General features: G+C 62.9%; 17 protein-coding genes. 1 reads left to right on the forward strand and 16 read right to left on the reverse strand.

Features of this window, described 5'->3' with window-relative positions:
* Positions 1-31: 31 nt before the first annotated feature.
* The 6 genes from V3W40_RS18485 to V3W40_RS18510 are packed head-to-tail and all read right to left on the reverse strand — an operon-like array spanning position 32 to position 6,989.
* Complete coding sequence (locus tag V3W40_RS18485) at positions 32-796, reverse strand: hypothetical protein (RefSeq protein WP_027604939.1); 765 nt, start codon at positions 794-796, stop codon at positions 32-34.
* Between the two features lie 51 nt (positions 797-847).
* Positions 848-1,804, reverse strand: a complete 957-nt coding sequence (locus V3W40_RS18490) for a glycosyltransferase family protein (protein ID WP_065925656.1) — start codon at positions 1,802-1,804, stop codon at positions 848-850.
* Positions 1,805-1,827: 23 nt separating this feature from the next.
* Complete coding sequence (locus V3W40_RS18495) at positions 1,828-3,225, reverse strand: PIG-L deacetylase family protein (protein WP_330215457.1); 1,398 nt, start codon at positions 3,223-3,225, stop codon at positions 1,828-1,830.
* The gene (locus V3W40_RS18500; protein WP_065925658.1) at positions 3,222-4,118 is read right to left on the reverse strand and encodes a GNAT family N-acetyltransferase; all 897 of its coding nucleotides are present in this window, start codon (positions 4,116-4,118) and stop codon (positions 3,222-3,224) included. Before V3W40_RS18500 ends, V3W40_RS18495 begins: the two co-directional genes overlap by 4 nt.
* A complete protein-coding gene (locus V3W40_RS18505) occupies positions 4,118-5,248 on the reverse strand; it encodes a glycosyltransferase (protein ID WP_330215458.1) in 1,131 nt (376 codons plus the stop codon). The genes V3W40_RS18500 and V3W40_RS18505 overlap by 1 nt, the downstream gene beginning before the upstream one ends.
* Positions 5,232-6,989, reverse strand: coding sequence for a carbamoyltransferase family protein (locus V3W40_RS18510; RefSeq protein WP_330215459.1), 1,758 nt, complete (start codon positions 6,987-6,989; stop codon positions 5,232-5,234). The genes V3W40_RS18505 and V3W40_RS18510 overlap by 17 nt, the downstream gene beginning before the upstream one ends.
* Positions 6,990-7,266: 277 nt before the next feature.
* Here V3W40_RS18510 and V3W40_RS18515 point away from each other — a divergent pair, with 277 nt between their 5' ends.
* The gene (locus tag V3W40_RS18515; RefSeq protein ID WP_074848548.1) at positions 7,267-9,366 is read left to right on the forward strand and encodes a TonB-dependent receptor family protein; all 2,100 of its coding nucleotides are present in this window, start codon (positions 7,267-7,269) and stop codon (positions 9,364-9,366) included.
* Positions 9,367-9,649: 283 nt separating this feature from the next.
* Here V3W40_RS18515 and V3W40_RS18520 read toward each other — a convergent pair whose 3' ends face one another.
* The 10 genes from V3W40_RS18520 to waaC form a co-directional block, all read right to left on the reverse strand.
* Complete coding sequence (locus tag V3W40_RS18520) at positions 9,650-10,576, reverse strand: ABC transporter permease (RefSeq protein WP_330215460.1); 927 nt, start codon at positions 10,574-10,576, stop codon at positions 9,650-9,652.
* Positions 10,573-11,559: an ABC transporter permease gene (locus V3W40_RS18525; RefSeq protein ID WP_323145869.1), complete on the reverse strand. Its 987-nt coding sequence runs from the start codon at positions 11,557-11,559 to the stop codon at positions 10,573-10,575. The genes V3W40_RS18520 and V3W40_RS18525 overlap by 4 nt, the downstream gene beginning before the upstream one ends.
* On the reverse strand, positions 11,552-13,075 hold the full coding sequence (locus V3W40_RS18530; protein ID WP_330215461.1) for a sugar ABC transporter ATP-binding protein: 1,524 nt from the start codon (positions 13,073-13,075) through the stop codon (positions 11,552-11,554). Before V3W40_RS18530 ends, V3W40_RS18525 begins: the two co-directional genes overlap by 8 nt.
* Complete coding sequence (locus V3W40_RS18535; protein ID WP_330215462.1) at positions 13,075-14,061, reverse strand: sugar ABC transporter substrate-binding protein; 987 nt, start codon at positions 14,059-14,061, stop codon at positions 13,075-13,077. The genes V3W40_RS18530 and V3W40_RS18535 overlap by 1 nt, the downstream gene beginning before the upstream one ends.
* 190 nt (positions 14,062-14,251) lie before the next feature.
* A complete protein-coding gene (locus V3W40_RS18540; protein ID WP_330215463.1) occupies positions 14,252-15,694 on the reverse strand; it encodes a lipopolysaccharide kinase InaA family protein in 1,443 nt (480 codons plus the stop codon).
* The gene (locus tag V3W40_RS18545; protein ID WP_065925666.1) at positions 15,694-16,446 is read right to left on the reverse strand and encodes a lipopolysaccharide kinase InaA family protein; all 753 of its coding nucleotides are present in this window, start codon (positions 16,444-16,446) and stop codon (positions 15,694-15,696) included. The genes V3W40_RS18540 and V3W40_RS18545 overlap by 1 nt, the downstream gene beginning before the upstream one ends.
* Positions 16,443-17,177: a lipopolysaccharide kinase InaA family protein gene (locus V3W40_RS18550; protein WP_027604952.1), complete on the reverse strand. Its 735-nt coding sequence runs from the start codon at positions 17,175-17,177 to the stop codon at positions 16,443-16,445. Before V3W40_RS18550 ends, V3W40_RS18545 begins: the two co-directional genes overlap by 4 nt.
* Positions 17,177-17,983: a lipopolysaccharide core heptose(I) kinase RfaP gene (rfaP, locus tag V3W40_RS18555; protein WP_330215464.1), complete on the reverse strand. Its 807-nt coding sequence runs from the start codon at positions 17,981-17,983 to the stop codon at positions 17,177-17,179. Before rfaP ends, V3W40_RS18550 begins: the two co-directional genes overlap by 1 nt.
* Positions 17,980-19,104, reverse strand: coding sequence for a glycosyltransferase family 4 protein (locus V3W40_RS18560; RefSeq protein ID WP_330215465.1), 1,125 nt, complete (start codon positions 19,102-19,104; stop codon positions 17,980-17,982). Before V3W40_RS18560 ends, rfaP begins: the two co-directional genes overlap by 4 nt.
* Complete coding sequence (gene waaC, locus V3W40_RS18565; protein ID WP_330215466.1) at positions 19,104-20,165, reverse strand: lipopolysaccharide heptosyltransferase I; 1,062 nt, start codon at positions 20,163-20,165, stop codon at positions 19,104-19,106. The genes V3W40_RS18560 and waaC overlap by 1 nt, the downstream gene beginning before the upstream one ends.

Here is a 20,165-nt window from a genome sequence, read left to right on the forward strand (position 1 = left end):
CCTTATGCGGCGTTGGTGTGGCTCGTCGTATTTACTGGCGGATCAACCAACCGATGCCGACCCCCAGGATCAGCATGAGCACCAACTTGACCCGCTCTCGCCGCTTGCGCCGCGCCTTGGTCAAGCGCTCTTCCGCCGTCGCCACATGCAAACCGAAACCGGTGTGCAAGACCGCATCGCCCTCCAGGGTGACGGCGCCCAGGTTCAGCTGCGCGTAACGCCTGGAAAGCCCTTTCTCACCCTCGAACCCGGCATAGGGCGCACATAACCGGTATTCCTTGATACGTCGCAGCCCCGGGTTCAGCGAGAACCCTTGCCACTCAGGCTTGTCGGACAGCAAGGAATAACAAGGTACCCCGCCAATCACCTCGCGCGGCCCCAGATGAATATAGGGGCTGTGCACCTGCAAGTCGTAAACGTAATTGCGCAACCAGACTTGGAGAATATCGGGACGCTGCTCCAGCACGGTCTTCGAATCCTCGACAAAACCGGGTCGATAAAACGCCCAGTCATCTTCGCAATGGAATATGTACGGGGTCTTGACCGACCCGTAGGCCAAGTCGATGGATGCCAATTGCCCCAGCTTCGGGCGGTTGATCAGGAACGTGCAATGGCCGAGCCAATGCTCGGGAATCGCCAGGCGTACCGCGTCATCGCCAGAGTCTTCGGTAATGAAGACTTCGCGGATGGCCGCTGTATTGAACAGATCGAAGCTCGCGAGCGTGCGCTTCAGCAAATCGAAGCGACCACAACTGGTCACGACGAGCGTTATATCGCTTTGAGCGGAGAATTGCATTCAAGCCTCGATAATATCATAAGGCCACCAAGCGCGGCCACCTGGCAGATATCAAACGCCTAGTTTCAAGCGCAGCGTTTCCAGCAAACTCAACGGTGCCCGGGGCCGCAGCGGCGGCTTCAGCGCCTCGACAATGCGCTGGCCGATGCGCGCAAAGCTGAACTGGCTGACCGCGAGGTCCTGCCCGTTGCGCGCAATCTCGGCCGCCAGTTGAGGATTGGATCGCAATGCAGCGAGTTTTTCCTGCAACTGGGGAATGTCTTTATAGAACACCACATTGACCATGTCCTTGAAGCCAAGGGCCTGGTTTTCCCCGGCTCCCTGGTCAAACGCCAGCAGCACACAACCACAGGCCATGGCTTCGAAGTTCTTGATCATATACTCGCCCATGCCCACGTCGGCACTGACGAAAAAACGAATCCGGTTGAGGGTTGCGCAGTATTCCTCACCGGATTTGGTGCGCGTAACCACCAAAGGTTCAACGCGGGCCAACTCATCGAGCAATGCCTTGCGACCACTGTAGGCCACGCTGTTGGTGCTGCCGACAAATGCCAGCTCAATGTCGCGCTCCAATCCCTGGGCCTGCAACAGCGCCTGATCGTAGCCCTTGGGCACGAACACCGCATCGAAGCCTTCGGCGCGCAGGCGCTCGGTCACCATATGCCCCGAACTGATGACCCGCACCCACGGCAAGCGACGGTAATGGGCACTGAACTTGCCCGTGTACTTGCAGGGAATGTAGTTCTGGTAGGCATCGTGTTCGAGGATCACCAGGTTCGGGATCGTACGGATAAAGCCGGCCTGGCGAATCTCCTGCTTGAACCGCAGGAAGAACACGATGCGGTCATAACGGCTCACGTCGACTTCACGCTTGAAGTAACCGCGCAGGTTGCGCTGCTCAGCACTGCTCAGCCAGCGGGTATCACACTCGCAGTGCTCGGCAATGCCTTCGTACAGGCGATCGAGAATCGCGCGCTGTTCTTTCTGTACCAGAAACAAAACTTTCATGACCTTCCCTTTCACAACTGCCGTCACAAACGCCAGAACAACTCATGCCGTCGTACGGCCTTGCGGAAAAACTCGTTCTCACCATAAGGCGACCGCGCCCGTCCCGCCAAGACCCGTTGCAGCCAGCGCCGCACACGACGCTTGAACGGCGGGGCGGGTTGCAGGTCATGCATCATGCCCAGCGCCATGGCCTTGTCGCGCTGCCGGGCCGGCGACAGCGACAGGCTGCACGGCCACAGTTCCAGCGCGTCATCGAACAGCGGCGGCAAGGCAATACCGGTGCCCGCGTCGCCCATGGGCCAGCGGTCGTTGTCATGCAGGTGGTTGGCGTAGCCGAGCACGGTGGTCGGCTGCCACTCCAAACCTTGCAAGGCTTCGATCACCGCTTGCTGCGCACAGATGTGGTCCGGATGAGGATCCAGGACCGGATGGGGCAAGACGATCACTTCAGGGCGTGCGGTCAGCAGCAACTGACGCAGATCGGCGAGCAGGTTTTGCCAGGTCGGCAGGCCATCGGCATCCGCCGGCAACGGGAAAGGATTGAATTGGCGGAACAGGCGGGTATCCGACAGGTCGGCCTCGCGCGAAGCGATCGGCTGATCAGGCGCAGCGCGCATCGCCGGCAGTTGCAGGCAGAAGTAACCCAGCTGCACGCAGTGCGCCTGTGGCACACCGGCCCAAAGCGGCACGGCAATGCTGTCCCAGGCGCGCAAACGCCCTTTGGTCCGCGCGGCCTCGACCGGATCCAGGCCCATGCGTTGATAGTGCTCGGCTTCGATTTCACCGGCGGTGAGGGTCACGATCCATGGCTTGTCGGCCTGGCTGTAAAGACCGAAGGCAGCCAATTCGGCATCGTCGGCATGAGGCGCGATAACCATGACCCGCTGCGCCGAATAATCCGGCGTACCCCAGGCCCACAGCCGAGGAGCGCCCTGCAGGCTGCAAAAGCGCCCGCGTAAACGCAACTCACCGGACATCAGGGCCGGCGCCCAGCCACTGAGGTTCAGGTAGCGAACGCCATTCACCCCGCGCTCGAAGGCCTGGCGGTCAGTGCTCTCTCCGCCCAGAATCTCAATGGCCGGATCCAGGAAACGTCCCAACCAACCACTCTTGACCTTGATAGCCAATACCAGGGTCGCCTCGGCTTGCAGCGGCGAATCCACCCGCAGCCGGTCACCGTCGAAGCGAACCCCGGCCACCTCGGCATCCGTCGAAAACCGGTATCGGTAGTCTTCGTTGGGCGCATAAAACAGATGGTCGGCAAACCATGCCTCGTGGGCGATCCAGGCCAGCACACCGAGCGCCAACGGCAGCCACCACGCCACCCAGATACCAATCACCACCAGCAGCAGCAAGCCGATCAGCAAGCCGACCCGTTTGTTGCGCCGATGGCGCTTGAGCAATTGCTGTTTGCGGCTCATACGGTCAGCACCGGCACAGGGTTGCACCAACGGTCCTTGTACTCGCGGTCGGCACGCCCGAAGGAGAAACGCAGCGGCTTGCCGACTTCACGTGCCTGTTCCCAGGCGCCCTGGGTATTGAGGAAGCTCAGGACACTCCCCGGGCTGAACGCCCGGGTTTCAGGGTCGACGCCACCGTTGACGTACTCCACGCTGATCCACTCCGGCGACTCGACCCGGTACACCAACTGGACCGCGATGGGCGCATCATTGAGGAAGATCACCGAACCGATCAGCCATTCGCGCAGCAGCTCGATCACCTCGGCCATGCGTTCGGCGCCGGTGGCGACAAAGCCCCAGCGGCGCAGGAACAGGTCGCAGTAGATCGCCGCCAGCTCCTCGCTGGAAAACTCGCTCACCGGTCGCACCACCCCACCGGCCTCTTCGAGCAAGCGCAGTTCGCGACGCTGGTTGTAGCGAAACTTCTTCGACAGTTCTTCCGGGGTGCGGGCCATGGCCAACTGTTCGGCCTGGGGCTTGAGGCCGCTGAAACGGCCTTCATTCAGGGCCGACAAATAGCGTGCACGGTGCCGCAAGGGCGCCTGGGCTGCAGGCGCGGCGGGCAGGATCAACTCGGCGTTGCCCAGGTCGAACAGGCCTTTTTTGCCGCGCTGCTTGAGCACATCCTTGGACAAGGCCAGGTCGCGCCCCCAGGTCGCGATGCAGGCTTGAAGCTCGCCGCCCTGCTCCCAGGCCAGGTAACGCACCGGGATGTCGGCCAGCCCGGCCAGACGTTCGATCACTTGTGGGTGGGTCGCGACACTGCCGCCAAAACGCTGCCAGGCATCGCTGTAGACCGGCGCATCGACGACGGACCAGCCACGCTCGCGCCAGCCTTGGAATCGATTGAGCATCAAGCCCCCGCGGTCAGTTCAATAACGTGTGGCAATTGCCAGAAGGTATCGCGTACCGCCTGATCCGAGAAACGCTCGCGCAGGCGCTCCAGCATCATTTCGGCGCACTGCCGTTGCTGGTGTTGATCCATTGCTGCCAGATGCCGCAGCCCCTGGGCAAGGTGTTCGGCATCGCCGAAGGGAAACAGGATACCCACGCCCTCGACCACCTCCTTCGCACCGCCACAGGCCGTGGCCAGCAACGGGACGCCGGCCGCCATGGCTTCCAGCAGCACCATGCCAAAGGGTTCATGGTCGGAGCTCAGGGCAAACACATCGAATGCCCGGAAGTACCGACGCGCATCCGGCACCTGGCCGAGGAACAGCACCTTGTCGGCAATGCCCAGCTCCCGTGCGAGGGCCTTGAGGTCCCGCTCCAGGCGCCCGCTGCCGAGGATCGCCAGGCGGCTTTCGGCCGGCAAGTGCGCCAGCGCCTGGGCAAAGCCCTTGAGCAGTGTGGCCTGGTCCTTGTCCGGGTGCAGGCGGCCGACATTGCCGACCACCCATTCGTCCGGCGACAACCCCAACGCGTCGCGCGCCTCATGTGCAGGCACCTGTGTGGCCTGCAAGGCGTCGACGTCGATGCGGTTGTACAACGTCTGGATGCGTGCCGCCGGCCAGGTCGGCAGGCAACGGCGCATATCGTCACGCACCGCGTCGGAAACCCCCAGCAGGCTCAGGCGCTTGCGGAAGATCCCGGCAAACAGCCTGCGACTGCGACGCTGGTAATCCCCAAAGGCGTGATGCACGCCAATCACCGGCAGCCGTGTGCCGAGCAAGGCGATGTAGATCGGCTTGAAACGGTGCGCGATACAAAAACTGAAGTTGCGCGACGCGGCGATCTTGCGCAGTTCACGAATGGCACCCAGCTTCAGGCCACGAATGGCCTTGGAGCTGAATTCCATGAACAACACTTCATCGGACGCACAACCGGCGGCCACGTGCGGGTCGGCGACCCCGGTGAGAAACACCGTGGTCACCTTGTAGCCGGAGCCTGCGAACAAACTGGCGTACTGCCGCGCGCAGTCCAGGAATGGCCCGTCATAGCCATGGCAGAACTGCAGGACGTGGCGTTCAGCCGAGCGCGTCATAAGGGTCCACGCCGTCCTTGACGACCAGGATGTCTTCCATGATCAGGTACTGCAGGTCAGAGCCGAAGAACATGTTCAGCGCGTCGGTCGGCGAGCAGATCATCGCTTCGCCACGACGGTTGAGCGAGGTGTTCAGGGACACGCCGTTGCCGGTCAGTACTTCCAGCTCTTTCATCATGTCGTAGTAGCGCGGGTTGTATTCGCGCTTGAGCACCTGGGCGCGGGAGGTGCCGTCTTCATGCACCACTTCCGGCACGCGGGTCTTCCACTCTTCCGACACTTCAAAGGTGAAGGTCATGAACGGCGCCGGGTGATCGACCTTGATCATCTGCGGGGCCACGGTGTCGAGCATCGACGGGCAGAAAGGCCTCCAGCGCTCGCGGAACTTGATCTGGTGGTTGATACGGTCGGCCACGCCGGTCGCACTTGGGCAACCGATGATCGAACGACCGCCCAAGGCACGCGGGCCAAACTCCATGCGGCCCTGGAACCAGGCCACCGGGTTGCCGTCGACCATGATCCTGGCAATGCGCTTGGGCATGTTCTCGATCTTGCGCCAGTTCGGCTTGCTCTCGTGCTTGGCGCAGGCGGCGATCACGTCTTCGTTGCTGTAGGACGGGCCGAGGTAGACGTGTTCCATCTTCTCCACCGGTACACCACGGGCGTGGGACACGTAGGCGGCGGCACCGACGGCGGTGCCGGCATCGCCGGACGCCGGCTGCACGAACAGCTCTTTCACGTCGTCACGGGCAATGATCTTCTGGTTCAGCTTGACGTTCAGCGCGCAGCCGCCGGCGAAGGCCAGCTTGCCGGTGTCCTTGAGGATATCGCCCAGGTAATGGTCGATCATCTGCAAGGCCAGCTTTTCAAACAGCGCCTGCATGCTGGCGGCGTAGTGAATGTACGGCTCGTCGGCGATGTCGCCTTCGCGCTTGGGGCCCAGCCACTCGATCAGTTTCGGCGAGAAGTAGAAGCCCTTGCCCTTCTCTTTATAACGGCGCAGGCCAATGACGTTGGCGTAGTCGGTGTTGATCATCAGCTCGCCGTTTTCAAACGAGGCCAGGCGCGAGAAGTCGTACTTGCTGGCATCGCCGTACGGCGCCATGCCCATGACCTTGAACTCGCCGTCGAGCATCTCGAAACCGAGGAACTCGGTGATCGCGCCGTACAGGCCGCCGAGGGAGTCCGGATCGTAGAATTCCTTGATCTTGTGGATCTTGCCGTTTTCGCCGTAGCCGAAGAACGTGGTGGCGTACTCACCCTTGCCGTCGATGCCGAGGATCGCGGTCTTCTCCTGGAAGCCGGAGCAGTGGTAGGCGCTGGACGCGTGGGCCAGGTGGTGTTCAACCGGTTCGATCTTGATTTTCTTCGGGTCGAAGCCCAGTTGCTCCAGGCACCAGACGATCTTGTTGCGATAGCGCTTGTAGCGACGGTTGCCCATCAGGATCGCGTCAAGTGCGCGGTCCGGGGCGTACCAGTAACGCTTGGCGTAGTGCCAGCGCGCCTCGCCGAACAGGCTGATCGGGGCGAACGGGATCGCCACCACATCAACGTCGGAAGGCTTGATGCCGGCCTGTTCCAGGCAAAACTTCGCCGACTCGTAGGGCATGCGGTTCTTTGCATGTTTGTCGCGTACGAAGCGCTCTTCTTCGGCGGCCGCGATCAGCTTGCCGTCGATATACAAGGCTGCGGAAGGATCATGGCTAAGGGCGCCGGACAGGCCAAGAATCGTCAATGCCACAGGGGTCTAGCCTCTTTTAGTCTGCATGCAGGCGGGTTGCGCCTGAAAAAAGTGTGCTTCCCGCCTGGGCAGGAAACAGCTAAAGGGCGGGATTATAGCTCAAAAGCAGTGGGAAGCTGTTAGCGGCAAGAGTCGCCTGCACCATCGCCATGTGTGCAGTGCGAGCGCGCTGATGGGTCGCGTAGCCGAATTCCTGAATGATAAAAATCTTCCCAGTCACTAAACTCGCGCCCTTTTGCGCGTTTACACCCTAAGCGCCACGGATTCCGGCTGACTCATGACCCCTCTCGCTCGCTTCAACCTGTTGCTGCCCGGCCTGCTCGCCCTGTGCGGCGTCGCCCAGGCTGATGACCCCGCGCTGATCCTCGACCCCAGCGTCGTCACCGGCTCGCGCAGCGCCAGCCCGACCTTCGACCTGCCCTACTCGGTGGGCGGCATCAGTCGCGAGCAGATCAGCGACGGCCAATTGGGCATCAACGCCTCCGAAGCCCTGGCCCGCGTGCCCGGCCTGGTGGTGCAGAACCGCCAGAACTATGCCCAGGACCTGCAGATTTCCTCTCGCGGCTTCGGCGCCCGCTCGGCCTTCGGTGTGCGCGGCATCAAGCTGATCGCCGACGGCATCCCCGCCAGCACCCCGGATGGCCAGGGCCAGGCCGCCACGTTCAACCTCGACACCGCCGAGCGTATCGAAGTGCTGCGCGGCCCGGCCGCCACCCTGTATGGCAGCAATGCTGGCGGCGTGATCCAGATGTTTTCCCGCGATGGCGAAGGCCCGCCACGCATCGGCGCCGAAACCCTGGTGGGCAGCGACGGCCTGAACAAGAACCACCTGAGCGCCGAAGGCGCGGCAAACGGCGCAGGCTTTGTACTCGACGCCTCGCGCATGGATACCAACGGCTACCGCGACCACAGCAGCGCCCGTCGCGACCAGACCTTCGCCAAGCTCAATGTCCAACCGGATGACGACAGCAAGCTGGCGCTGATCTACAGCAGCCTGGAGCAGAACGGTACCCAGGATCCACTGGGGCAAACCTGGGACGCCTACAAGGCCGACCCGCGTTCGGTGAGCAGCAATGCGCTGACGTACAACACACGCAAAAGTATCGATCATCAGCAATTGGGCATGAATTATGAACGGTACTTCGGCGATGCGACGCTGCAGGTGAACGGGTATACCGGGCGGCGTAGTGTGGTTCAGTATCTGTCGATCCCGGACAGGTTCGGCAGTGGCGCCGCCAATCCGGCTAACGCTCGCGGCGGTGTGGTAGCTTTCGACCGCAAGTTCTATGGCGGCTCCCTCCATTGGTTGCAACCTATCACCAGCGCACCCGGCGAGCTGACCCTGATCACCGGCCTCGACTACGACCGCAGCCAGGATGATCGCCAAGGTTACTCCAACACCGTCAATGGGGTGCATGGTGTCAAAGGGGCCTTGGGCCGCGATGAAATCGATACCGCCACCAGCCTCGACCCGTTCGTGCAAGCCAACTGGCTGCTGGGTGACTGGACCCTGCAAGCCGGCCTGCGCCACAGCACCATGGAAATGGACGTAGACGATCACTTCCTCAGCGACGGCAACGACAGCGGCAGCAAGACCTACCAGAAGAACACGCCGTCGATCAGCGTCATGTACGCCTTCACACCTGACTTGCACGGTTATGTAAGCGCGGGCAAAGGTTTCGAAACCCCAACCCAGGCCGAGTCCGCGTATTCCAGCACGGCGAACGGCTTCAACTTTGCGCTCAAGCCATCGGTCAGCCAACAGTATGAAGTTGGCCTGAAAGCTCGCATTGGCCAGGACACCCGCGTGAATGCGGCCCTCTTTCAGATCACCACCGAGGACGAACTGGTAGTGCAGCAATCCAGCGGAGGGCGCACCACTTACCAAAACGCCGGCCGCACCCTGCGTCGCGGCTTCGAACTGGGCATCGAAAGCCAACTCGCCGAACACTGGAGCACTAACCTCGCCTACACGCGCCTGCAAGCCACCTATGACAGCGACTTCACCAGCGGCACAACTGCCGTCGACAAAGGCAACTACCTCCCCGGAGTGCCGCAAACCACGCTGTTCGCCGAGCTGAACTGGAAACCCCGGGACTGGGTCAGTACCGCAGTCGAAGGCCTGTACCGCAGCAAGGTCTACGTCGAAGACACCAACAGCCAACACGCCGCGCCGGGCTACAGCGTGTTCAACTGGCGCGCACGGTTCGAGCAGAAGGTCGAACACTGGACCTTCCACCAGACCCTGCGCCTGGATAACCTGCTGGACCGCCAGTACGTCGGTTCGGTGATCGTCGGCGACGGCAATGGCCGCTACTACGAAGCGGCGCCTGGGCGCTCCTGGTATGCCGGGGCGGGTGCCGAGTATCAATTCTGAACGCACCACACCTTCAATGTGGGAGGCCCCGCGCTGTCGCGCAGCAAACCGGAACCCCTGTGGCGAGCGGGCTTGCCCCGCGTCGGGCTGCGCAGCAGCCCCAAAACCGGGCGCAGAGGAGTACCTGATACCCCGCATTCGTCTTCATCAGGGGGCGCTTCGCACCCGACGCGGGACAAGCCCGCTCACCACCGGAATGCGGTCGCCTGAAATTGTTTATGCCCTAAGGGGAGTTTGCTCATGCCCCCAAGCGTCGGATGGAGTCCAGCTTTGGGGTGCAACACTAGACGCGCTCCAGCATCCGCCGACTGGCGAAACTGAAGCTCAGCACGATAAAGATCAGCACCCCGGTCGCCACCTGCTGCCAGTAGAAATTCCAGCCGATCAGCAGCAGCCCGTTGGCGATCACGTTGATAAACAACACGCCCAGCAGGGTCCCCGGAACATTCGCCCGTCCCTGTCGACTCAAGGTGGTGCCGATAAACACCGCGCCAATCGCATTGAGCAAAAACGCGTTACCGGACAGCGGCACATAGGCGCTGACTGTCGAGCTGAGCAACACGCCGGCCACCCCACAGGCCAGGGCGGTTGCCAGGGCCACGATGGTGACGATGCGCCGCACCGATAACCCCGAGTAATACGCCAGCAGCGGCTGGGTGCCCTGGGCCAGCAACTCACGGCCCAGGCGTCCGCGCGCCAGGGCCAGGCCGTAGAACAGCGCCAGCCCCACTACCACCAGCAGCGGTGTCAGCCCCATGAGTTCAGGCTTCAAGCCTTGGCTGATATAGATCGGCTGGCCGCCGTCCGAGAGCAGTTGCTGGGCGCTGGTGCCGATAAACAACGTGCCAAGGGTGGCCAGGAACGGACTGATGCGCAGCCCGGCAATCAGGCCGGCATTGACCAGCCCCACCAGCAGCGCCGCCGCCAGCGCGCCCGTGGCCGCCACCGCCCAGCCATGGCCGCCATTGAGCAGCACCACAAAGCTGAAACTGGCAAAGTCCAGCGCCGTGCCCACCGACAGGTCGATGCCACCGGCCGCCACCGCGTAGGTCATGCCGATGGCGACAATCGCCAGCAGCACGAAGTTGTTCAGCACCAGGCTTTGCAGGTTGCCAGCACTGAGGAAGCCCGGCGCTTGCAGCGCAAACACCACGACAATCAGGGTGAACACCAGTGGCAATGTCAGCGGCAATACTGCGCGTGCGTTCATGCCGTCGCCCCTTGGTTCACTGCACTGGAGGCTGCGACGACCAGCAGGATCAACACGCCCTGCACACCATTGACCCAGAAGCTGGAGAGGTTAAGCAGTTGAAAGCCATTGATCAGAAAACCGATCAACAGCGCTGCCAGCAAAGTCCCCGGAATGCTCGCCACCAACCGGCGGGAAAACACCACACCGAGAAAGGCGATCGCCACCACCGACAGCAGCATGTCGCCGGAACCGGTGGTGCTGCCGCTGAAGAACGCCGCCGAACACAGCGCAGCCACCGCGGCACATAGACCGGACAGCAGATAGCTCGACAACACGTAGACGGGCACTCCAATGCCCGCCGCTTCGGCCGCCTGGGGGTATTCGCCCACCGCATGCAGGCGCAGCCCATAGGCCGAGTGCTGAATCAGCAGCGTCAGCACGCCCGCCGTCACCAGCAGCACCCAGGCCAGGGCCGGTACGCCCAACCAGGCGCCGCCACTGAGCAGGTCCAACAGCGGCGAGTCCGTGGAGACCACCGTGTTCTCCGTCAGCACCAACTCCAGCCCGGCCAGTACATTCATGCTCGCCAGGGTCGCCAGCAACGGCGGCAAACGCAGCACCACCACGGCCAGCCCATTCAGCAAGCCGACCGCCAAACCGCAGCCCAGGGTCAGCAGCAACGTCAACCCGAGATCCAGGCCGGCATTATTGAGGCGGCTGAATACCGCCGCGCACAAGCCCAGGTTGGCCGCCAGCGACAGGTCCAGCCCTCCAGCCACCACGTTCGAACCGCCGCCGATAATCACGCAGGTGAGCCCGAAGGCCAGCACGCCGAGAATCGCCGACTGACTGAACACGTTGACCAGATTACCCACCGACAGAAAATTCGGCGCAGCCACGGCAAACCCCATCAGGATCGCCATAAAAACCCCCACCGACCCACGGCGCAGCACCAGCACCCATAACCGCTGCGATAACCCAGGCGTCGCCGCTTCAAGCATGTTCCACCTCTCGAGCGCTTAAAGCCGCCGCAACCACGGCCCCCGTCGCACAGGCCAGCAACTGATCGCTGTCCGCCTCCCCGGCACGGAATTCACCGGCGATCTCACCCCGATGCAGCACCAGGATTCGGTCACTGATCCCCAACAACTCCGGCAAATCCGACGACAACACCAGCACCGCCGCGCCCTCTTCCACCAAGCGTCCGATCAAGCGATATATCTCTACTTTGGCACCCACATCCACGCCCACACAGGGCTCATCCAACAGGTACACCGCCGAGCGGCGGCTCAGCCATTTCCCCAGGGCGACCTTCTGCTGGTTGCCACCACTGAGCTGGCTGACCGCCACTTGGGGCCCAGGCGCCTTGATCGCCAATTCGTCGATCAGCCGCAGGCTTTCCGCCTGCTCCTTGCGGCGGCTCAACAAGCCCCAGCGGCTGAACCGCCCGAGCCCCGCCAGCGTCAGGTTTTCCAGCACCGAAAGCACTGGCGAAATCCCCTGGCTGCGCCGCTCTTCCGGCACCAGCGCAATGCCCTCGGCAATCGCCTGGGCCGGCGAACGCAGGCGCAGCAAACGCCCGTCCAGATGCACACTGCCGCTGTCGGCGCGCTCGACACCAAAAAGTGTCTTGAACAACTCCTTGGCTCCCGAGCCGACCAGCCCGGTCAGGCCGACGATTTCTCCGCGCCGCACGTCCAGATCGATCTGCCGATAGCGCCGCGCCAGGCTCAACCCGCGTACCTGCAACAGCGGCGCTCCCAGTGCGACCTTGGCCTTGGGGTACATCTCCTGCACCTCGCGATTGACCATCAGCCGCGCAATCTCGGCGCTGGACGTATGCCGGGGCTGCACCACCGCCACGTCCCGACCATTGCGCAGCACCGTGACTTCATCGCACAGACTGTCGATTTCCTGCAGGTAATGGGAGATGTACAGGATGGATAAACCCTGGTCGCGCAGGCGCTTGACGATGCGCAGCAACTGGTCGACCTCGCGCTTGACCAACGCCACGCTGGGCTCGTCGAACACCAGGATCTTCGGCTGGCGAATCAACGCCCGGGTGATTTGCAGCACCTGGCGTTCGGCGCTGTTCAGCTCGCTCACCAGCGCACCTGCGGGCAATTGCAGATCAAAATATTCCGCCAGCAAGCGCTCGGCTTCACGTTGCTGCCGACGTCGATCCACAAAGGGCCCGCGCCGCAATTCATGCCCGAAAAACAGCGCCTCGCCCACGGTAAAACTGGCGGGCAACAGACGCTCCTGATGGATGAACTGCACGCCCAGCGCATCCACCTGACGCGGTGACAAGGCGGCGTACGACTGGCCATCGATACTCACCTGCCCCGCGTCCGCCTTGTGGATGCCGGCCAGGATCTTGATCAAGGTCGACTTGCCCGCACCGTTCTCCCCCACCAGGCCGTGGATGCTGCCGCGTTCGACTTTAAGGCTTGCGTCATCCAGCGCCAGGGTGGCGCCAAAGCGTTTATGCAAGTGTTGCAGGACCAATGCCGGCATCAGTCACCCCGCAGTTGCTGAACCTGGTCCAGGTTGGCCGCGGTGGTCAGCAGCGTGGCCACATGGGTTTCCTTGGGCAGGTCTCGTTGCCCGGCAAGGTAGCGCGCCACGTTCTGCACAGCGGTCTTGCCGATCAACGCCGGTTGCTGCGCCACCACCGCCCCCACCGGCGAATTTGCCTGGCCGAGCAGCGCCAGCACTTCCGGCGTACCGTCGACGCCGTAAGTCTTGATCTCGGTGCGCCTGGCATCGATCAGCGCCTTGCTCGCGCCCAACTGCGGAATGTCCCACGCCGACCAGATCGCCGAGACGCTGCCCGCCGGGTACTTGTTGAGCAGCGCCGAGACTTGGGAATAAGCATCCTGCACGGTGTTGGGGATCACGTCGCGAAGTTCCGGCTGGATGATTTCCAGCTGGGGGTAATCCTTGAGCGCCAGCTTCAACTGGTCATAACGGATCGCACACACCGGCACGCCGTAGAAACCGTTGAACACCAGGATCTTGCCTTTGCCGCCGGCGTCCTTGATCAATTGTTCGGCCAACGCCTTGCCGGTGGCGACGTTGTCGGAGGTGGTGTTGTTGAGGCTGTACTGGGACGGTGCATCGATGGTGAACAGCGGGATGCCGGCCTTGCTGATGCGCTTGAGCCAGGGGTCGATCACGCTGAGGGTGCCGAGGGTCTGGATCACGGCGTCGGGTTTCTGGGTGACCACCGTTTGCAGCTGGGTCACCAGGTTCTTGTCGTTACGCCCGGCATCGAGGGTGATCGGCGTGCCGCCCAGGCGCTTGATTTCATCGACCTGGGCCTGGAACGCCTTGATATCGAAATAGTGACTGGTGCCGGTCATGCTCACGGCAATGCGCTTGCCGGCCAGGGACGGCACGGCCTCATCGCCCTCGGCAGCCTGGACACTGACGACATGGCCCAGCAACAGCGCGGCGCCAAGGCAGATCAAACGGGAAAGCGAGGAAAGGCTGGAAGGCATACAGGGCTCCGCTGCGACCGGTGAAAGGGTTCACCAGGAGGCATTGCAGAGCCCGTGCCAGGATTTTTATTACGTAAAATCAATGGGATAACGTTTTCACATGAAGGCGGACTGTCGTTCTGAGGCAACAACTGCCTGATAACTGTTGCTCAGGCAACAGTTCTTAATCGTTCACCCTGGGAGGAAACGATCAGGTCGATTGCTTCGGCAAACGCTGATCGATCAGCTGATACAACGCACTACTCTCAGGCCAATTCCGCATAAACCGCGCACGGTCCCTGGCATACGCCGGGGCGAAGCTGGCGGCAGAGCTGTGTTGGCACATCGCGTCGAGGTCGATCAGCGACCAGCGATCCTTATCCCAGAACAGGTTATGGCCCTTGAAGTCGCCATGGCTGATGCGCTCGCGAATCAGCTCGGCGAACAACTGGTCCAGCGCCAACAGTTCGTTTTCCGGCGCGTCACCGTGTTCGATATAGGGCGCGAACCGCTCGATGATGTCCGGGCCCGGCAGGTATTCGGTGACCAGGTAAGCGCGGCTGCGCAGCCAGAAAAAACGCTTTTCCAGGACGGCCAGCGGCTTGGGCGTGGCGATGCCGAGGAAGGCCAGGCGATTGCCTTCGCGCCAGGAATGCCAGGCGCGGCTCGGGCGCCAGAAGCGCTTGAGCCAATGGGCAACGCCCTTGATGTTGTAGCGCTTGATCACCAAGGGCCGGCCGGCTACGTCGACCTTGGCCACGCTGGCCGCACCACCGGTCTTGTACAGGTGGCCCTGGTCGAGCAACGCATCCGCCTGCTCCAGCACCGGCAGCATCGCCGGTTCTTCCTCGCGACGGATCGCGCGCAAGGCAAAGGCGCCACGCACCACGCTGAACAGCGTGCAGTCGCGGCCCACCTTGTTCAACAAGTCCTTCAGGCGCCAGGCGCTGACCTTGCGCACCTGTTTTTCCAGGGCTTGCAGGGGCAAGGCGTGCTCGCCGTTGCCCAGTAGGTAGTACACCAGCAGTTCTTCGGTAAACGGCTCGAGGTTTTTCGGCAACTGGGCAAAAAACACCCCGAGGTTTTCCAGCACGCGGTTACGCGACAGTGGCTTGCCGGCCTCTTCGACGCGAATACCGGCGCCATCGATCAGGTACAGCTTGCCGTCCTGACGCAGCAGGTTGTCCAGGTGCAGGTCTTCCTGCCACAGGCCCTTGGCATGCATCTGCCCGATCGCACCCAGCGCCTCGGCCAGCACGGCGGTTTGCTCGTCGGCCAGTGGCGGTAGCGCTTCAACGGCGTGCCAGGCATCGGCCAGGCTCTCGGCACCTTCGATAAACTCGAACAGCAGCCAGCCGCCCTCGCCGTCCTGCAAGCCATCGGCGAGCAACAGCGGGGTGGTCAGGCCTTGCTCGGCCAGCAGGCGTACGCCGCTGAGTTCACGCTGGAAATGCCGCGCGGCCTTGCCGCCCACCAATAACTTGGCCAGCACCGGACGCCCGCGCCATACCGCCGCGCCCACGTAACGATCGCCCGGCAACACCCGCAACAGGCTCAACAGTTGCAGTTGCCCCGGGCCGGCGGCATCCGCCAGGTCGACAGTGAGGGGCAGGCTCGGCCTGCGGCCGGCGTTTTTCAACTCGGACAGGCGCATCAACGGTTCTCCTTGTGGCTACGCCGCTTCGTCAGGCGTTGCAGCCAGGTGGTGACGAGTGCGCTGCCTTCCGGCTGATCGAGGTAAGCCGCCAGCAGTTGACGCACCTGGGCGTCGGACCACTGTGGCGCACGGCGCAACAAAGGTTCCAGGTCCTTGACCCGGTCACGCCAGCCGAACAGCAGCGGGCGGGTTTTCTCCAGGTCGATCAACTGCGCGGCGTAGCCGTCACCAGTAGCCTGCAGGAAAATATGCTTGGGGTAGAAACAGCCATGCACCTGGCCGACGCTGTGCAACCGGCGCGCCAGTTGACCGCAGGCCAGCAGGATCGCGCAGTGCTGGGCATCGCTGAGTTGCGCCCATTGTTCCAGCAATGAATCCAGGTCATTCCAACCGTCCAGGGCACGGGTCAGCAGCATCGCGCGGTGCTCACCGGCGACTTTGCGCTCGCCGTAGAACGCCGCCTGCAGCGCCGGGATCCCGAGCTTGCGGTAACGGCTGATGTTGCGGAACTCGCGGGAAAAACTCGGCTCGCCCAAGGGCCGGTGCAAGCTGCGCGTGAGGTAGTTGCTCTGGCGCTTGAGGTAATAGCCGTGGCCGTCGAGCTCCAGGCGAAACACGCTGCTCCAGCCGCCACGGCTGGTGTTCGGCTCGTCCACCGCGTCCAGTTGCCGGGCCCACAGGGCGTCGAAGGTCGCAAGGCCGTGGCGCTCCAGCAGGGCGCGATCTTCAGCCGCCAGGAAATCACTCATTCACGTCCCTCGAAAAACTTCACTACGTGGCGAATCCGCCGTTTGTCCGACTCACTCAGGTGCCGACACCCACGGTACTGCATGTAGAAGCGCAGGCGCTGAGTGGCCGACAAGTGATACTTGGCCACCTTGTCCAGGCAGGCCAGGTCCTTGGTGATGCGGTACTTGAGCCAGAAACCGCGCCAGAAATCGCCGTTGGGGCAATCGATCAGGTACAGGGTGGCCTGATCGTCGATCAGCAGGTTGCGCCACTTCAAGTCGTTATGGGTAAAGCGATGATCGTGCATGGTGCGCGTGTATTCGGCGAGCTGGCGGCTGACCGCGTTGACCCACTTGGGGTCGCGCAGGCGCGCATCCTTACGTTCGGCCAGGACCGAGAGGTCTTCGGTCCTCGGCAACTCGCGGGTGATCATTGCGCCACGATCATAGGCCAGGCCGCTGCGCTCAAGGCCCCAGGCGACCACATCGGCGGTGGGAATGCCCCACTTGGCGAAGCGCTTGAGGTTCTGCCATTCGGACTTGACCCGCGGCTTGCCCAGGTAACGCCGCAGGCCCTTGCCGGCACCGGTATAGCGCTTGACGTAGTAGTTGACCCCACCACGCTCCACCCGGATCACTTCCGACAGCGGGTCGCGGGTCAGCCGCTCGCCTTGCAGGGCAAATACCGCTTCGAGGCTTCCAAAATCATCCGCCAGGGCGGCGTAGGCAGGCTCCAGGTTCCAACCCGCCATCAGATCGCATCCCCATAACGTTGCTTGCGCGCGTAGAGCTTGTCGGCCTTGCGCTGCATCAGGCTCAGGGACGCCGATTGCTCGGCCAGGATCTGACGCAGCGGCTGGCGGAAGTAGCCCTTGAGGAAGCGCAATTTATCGCGCCGGGTCAGGCCGATGTCCAACGCCGAGTAATACAGCGCGGAGAGGTCCTTGTCGCGCCAGCGCAGCGGCAGATGGGCGCGCATTTGCGCCCGGTGCAGGTCGATCACCGAGAGCTTGATGTTGCGTGCGTCGATCGGCTTGGACGTGTCCAGCAGGAAGTGGCACAGGTAGCAGTCGCGGTGATTCACGCCGCCACGGTGCATGTCGCCAACCATGCGCGCCAACTCGGCCGTGAGCGCATGGCGCAACGCGGGCGCGGGCGGCTCGGCGACCCAGTTGACGCTCAGGTCTTCAAGGCTGATGGTCGGCGCCAACTCTTCGGTGATGATGAACGAGTGCTGGTCCGCCGGGTTGCTGCCTTTTTCGCCGAAGGCCACGCCGGTCATGGTCGGCACACCGAGTTCCTGCAAGCGGTGAATGGCATCCCATTCCAGGCCGGCGCCGAGCACCGGCAGCTTGGCGGTGATCAGGTTCTTGAAGATTTCCGCCCAGCCGATGCCGCGGTGGATTTTGACGAAATACGGGCGGCCATCCACCTCGGTGCGCAGCGTGCGTCGCGCCGCCAGTTCACGGAATACCTGGCCTTGCAGTTGCTCGACTTCGGCAAAGGCATCACGCCCGGCCCATAACGTCTTGAACGGTTCGGCAAGAATCAATTTCATCGTTTTGGCTCCGCCAGAATCACATCCGCAGCGTGCTGCGGCATGCTGTAGAGGTCGGCCGTCTCGGCGAAGGCCAACCCATTGCGGCCCCAGGCCGCGCGCTGTGCAGAATCGGTCAACATCTGCGTCAGGTACTGGTTCAACTGAGCCTGTTCAAACGGCTCGTCCAGCACCAGGCCGCTGTCGGCTTCGGCGATGTAATGGGCATAACCACACACCGCCGAGACCAGCACCGGCAACCCGGCCACCAGGGCTTCGAGCAACACGGTGCCGGTGTTTTCGTTGTACGCCGGGTGGATCAGCAGGTCGGCGCCCAGCAGGAAACGCGGAATATCGCTGCGCCCCTTGAGGAACTGCACGTTATCGCCCAGCCCGAGGGTGGCGCTTTGCAGTTGGAATACCTTGGGGTCGTCCTGGCCGATGACAAACAGGCGCGTGCGTTTTTTCAGCTCAGCGGGCAACGCCGCCACGGCCTTGAGGCTGCGGTCGACGCCCTTGGTCTTGAAGCCGGAACCGATCTGCACCAGCAGCAGGTCGTCATCGCCCAGGTTGAACTCCTTGCGGAAGCCTTCACGAATCTCGGCCGCATTCGGCGGCGCGCGGCGGTCCTGGGCAATGCCCGGTGGCAGCAGGTGGAAACGCTCCAGCGGCGTGTCGTAATGCTTGATGAACAGCGGCTGCTGCACTTCGGAAATCATCAAGACTTCGGTCTTGGCGTCCTTGGCAAACACCGCGCGCTCGTACTCGGCAAAGTGGCGATAGCGGCCAAAACTGCGGTACAGCGAATGGCGCAGGTTTTGTGCCTTGTCTTCGAAGCAGCCGTCGGCAGCGTAGTACACGTCCAGGCCGGGCATCTTGTTGAAGCCGATCAGGCGGTCCACCGGGCGCTTGGCCAGGTCGGCCTGCATCCAGGCGCTGAGCTTCTCGTTGCGCCGATGGTTGAAGAACGCCTTGACCGGCGCCACCAGCACTTCGAAGCCGGGCGGGATGTCACCTTCCCAGATCAGCGTGTAGACACGAATCTGATGACCGCGCTGCTGGCACTCCAGGGCGATGCGCATGAAGTCGCGCTGCAGGCCGCCGAAGGGGAAATATTTGTACAGAACAAAAGCCAGTTGCATCAGTGCAGCTCCTCAGCCAATAACAACGTGCTCAGCCGGGTTGCCACACGCTCAGGGTTCAGGCGCGTGAAACACAGGGGCGACTCGCGCTTGATGTCGAACCGACGCTGGTCGTCGGCCGTCGGTTGATAGGTACATTGTTTTTGCAGGCACGGCGCACAGGCAAAGTCGCTGGCCAGGTGAACCTGGCCCTTGCCGTACGCGCCGGTCAGGCCGGGGTTGGTGGGGCCGAACAGGGAAATGGTCGGCACATCCAGCGCCGCCGCCAAATGCCCCAGCCCGGTGTCCACCGCCACACAGGCGCGGGCGCCGGCCAATACCCGGGCCACGCCGGCCAGGTTCAGCTTGGGCAGCACTTCGGCGTTGTTCAGGCCTTGGGCCAGGCGCTCCGCACGGGCCTTTTCGGCGGCGTTGCCCCAGGGCAACTTCACGTCCACGCCCAGGCGGCCCATACGTTCAGCCAACTCGCGCCAGTAGGCCTCGGGCCAATGCTTGGTGTCCCAGGTAGTACCGTGCAGCAGCAGGACGAAGGGCTTTTTCGGCGGCAGGCCGAGCAGTTTTTCGGTGCTGAGGCCGTAGTCGCCCAGGCCTTTGGGCAAGTCATAGCCGAGGGCCACGGCGAACAGTTGGCGCAAACGCTCCACCGCATGCTGCCCACGGGCCACGGCCAGGCGCCGCGAGTAGAAGCGCGCCGCAATCGGCTCACGGGCCGAGTGTTTGTCGAATCCGGCCACCGGAGCGCGCACGTAGCGGGTCAGCCAGGCGCTTTTGAACAGGCCCTGGGCATCGATCACCAGATCGTACTTGGTCGACTGGACTTGCTGCTTGAAGCGCCGCCACTCGCCGCTCTTGAAGGTTTGCCAGAGGTTCTTGCGCCAGCGGCGGATCGCCACCGGGATGACCTTGTCCACCGCCGGGTGCCAGGTGGGGATTTCAGCAAAGCCTTCTTCCACCACCCAGTCGAAGCGAATGCCGGGGATCGCCCGTGCCGCGTCAGTCAGTGCCGGCAAGGCATGGATCACGTCGCCCAGGGATGAGGTCTTGATTACCAGTACCCGCAA

The sequence above is a fragment of the Pseudomonas sp. AM8 genome (assembly GCF_036346475.1).
In the GTDB taxonomy this organism is placed as follows: Bacteria; Pseudomonadota; Gammaproteobacteria; order Pseudomonadales; family Pseudomonadaceae; genus Aquipseudomonas; species Aquipseudomonas marginalis.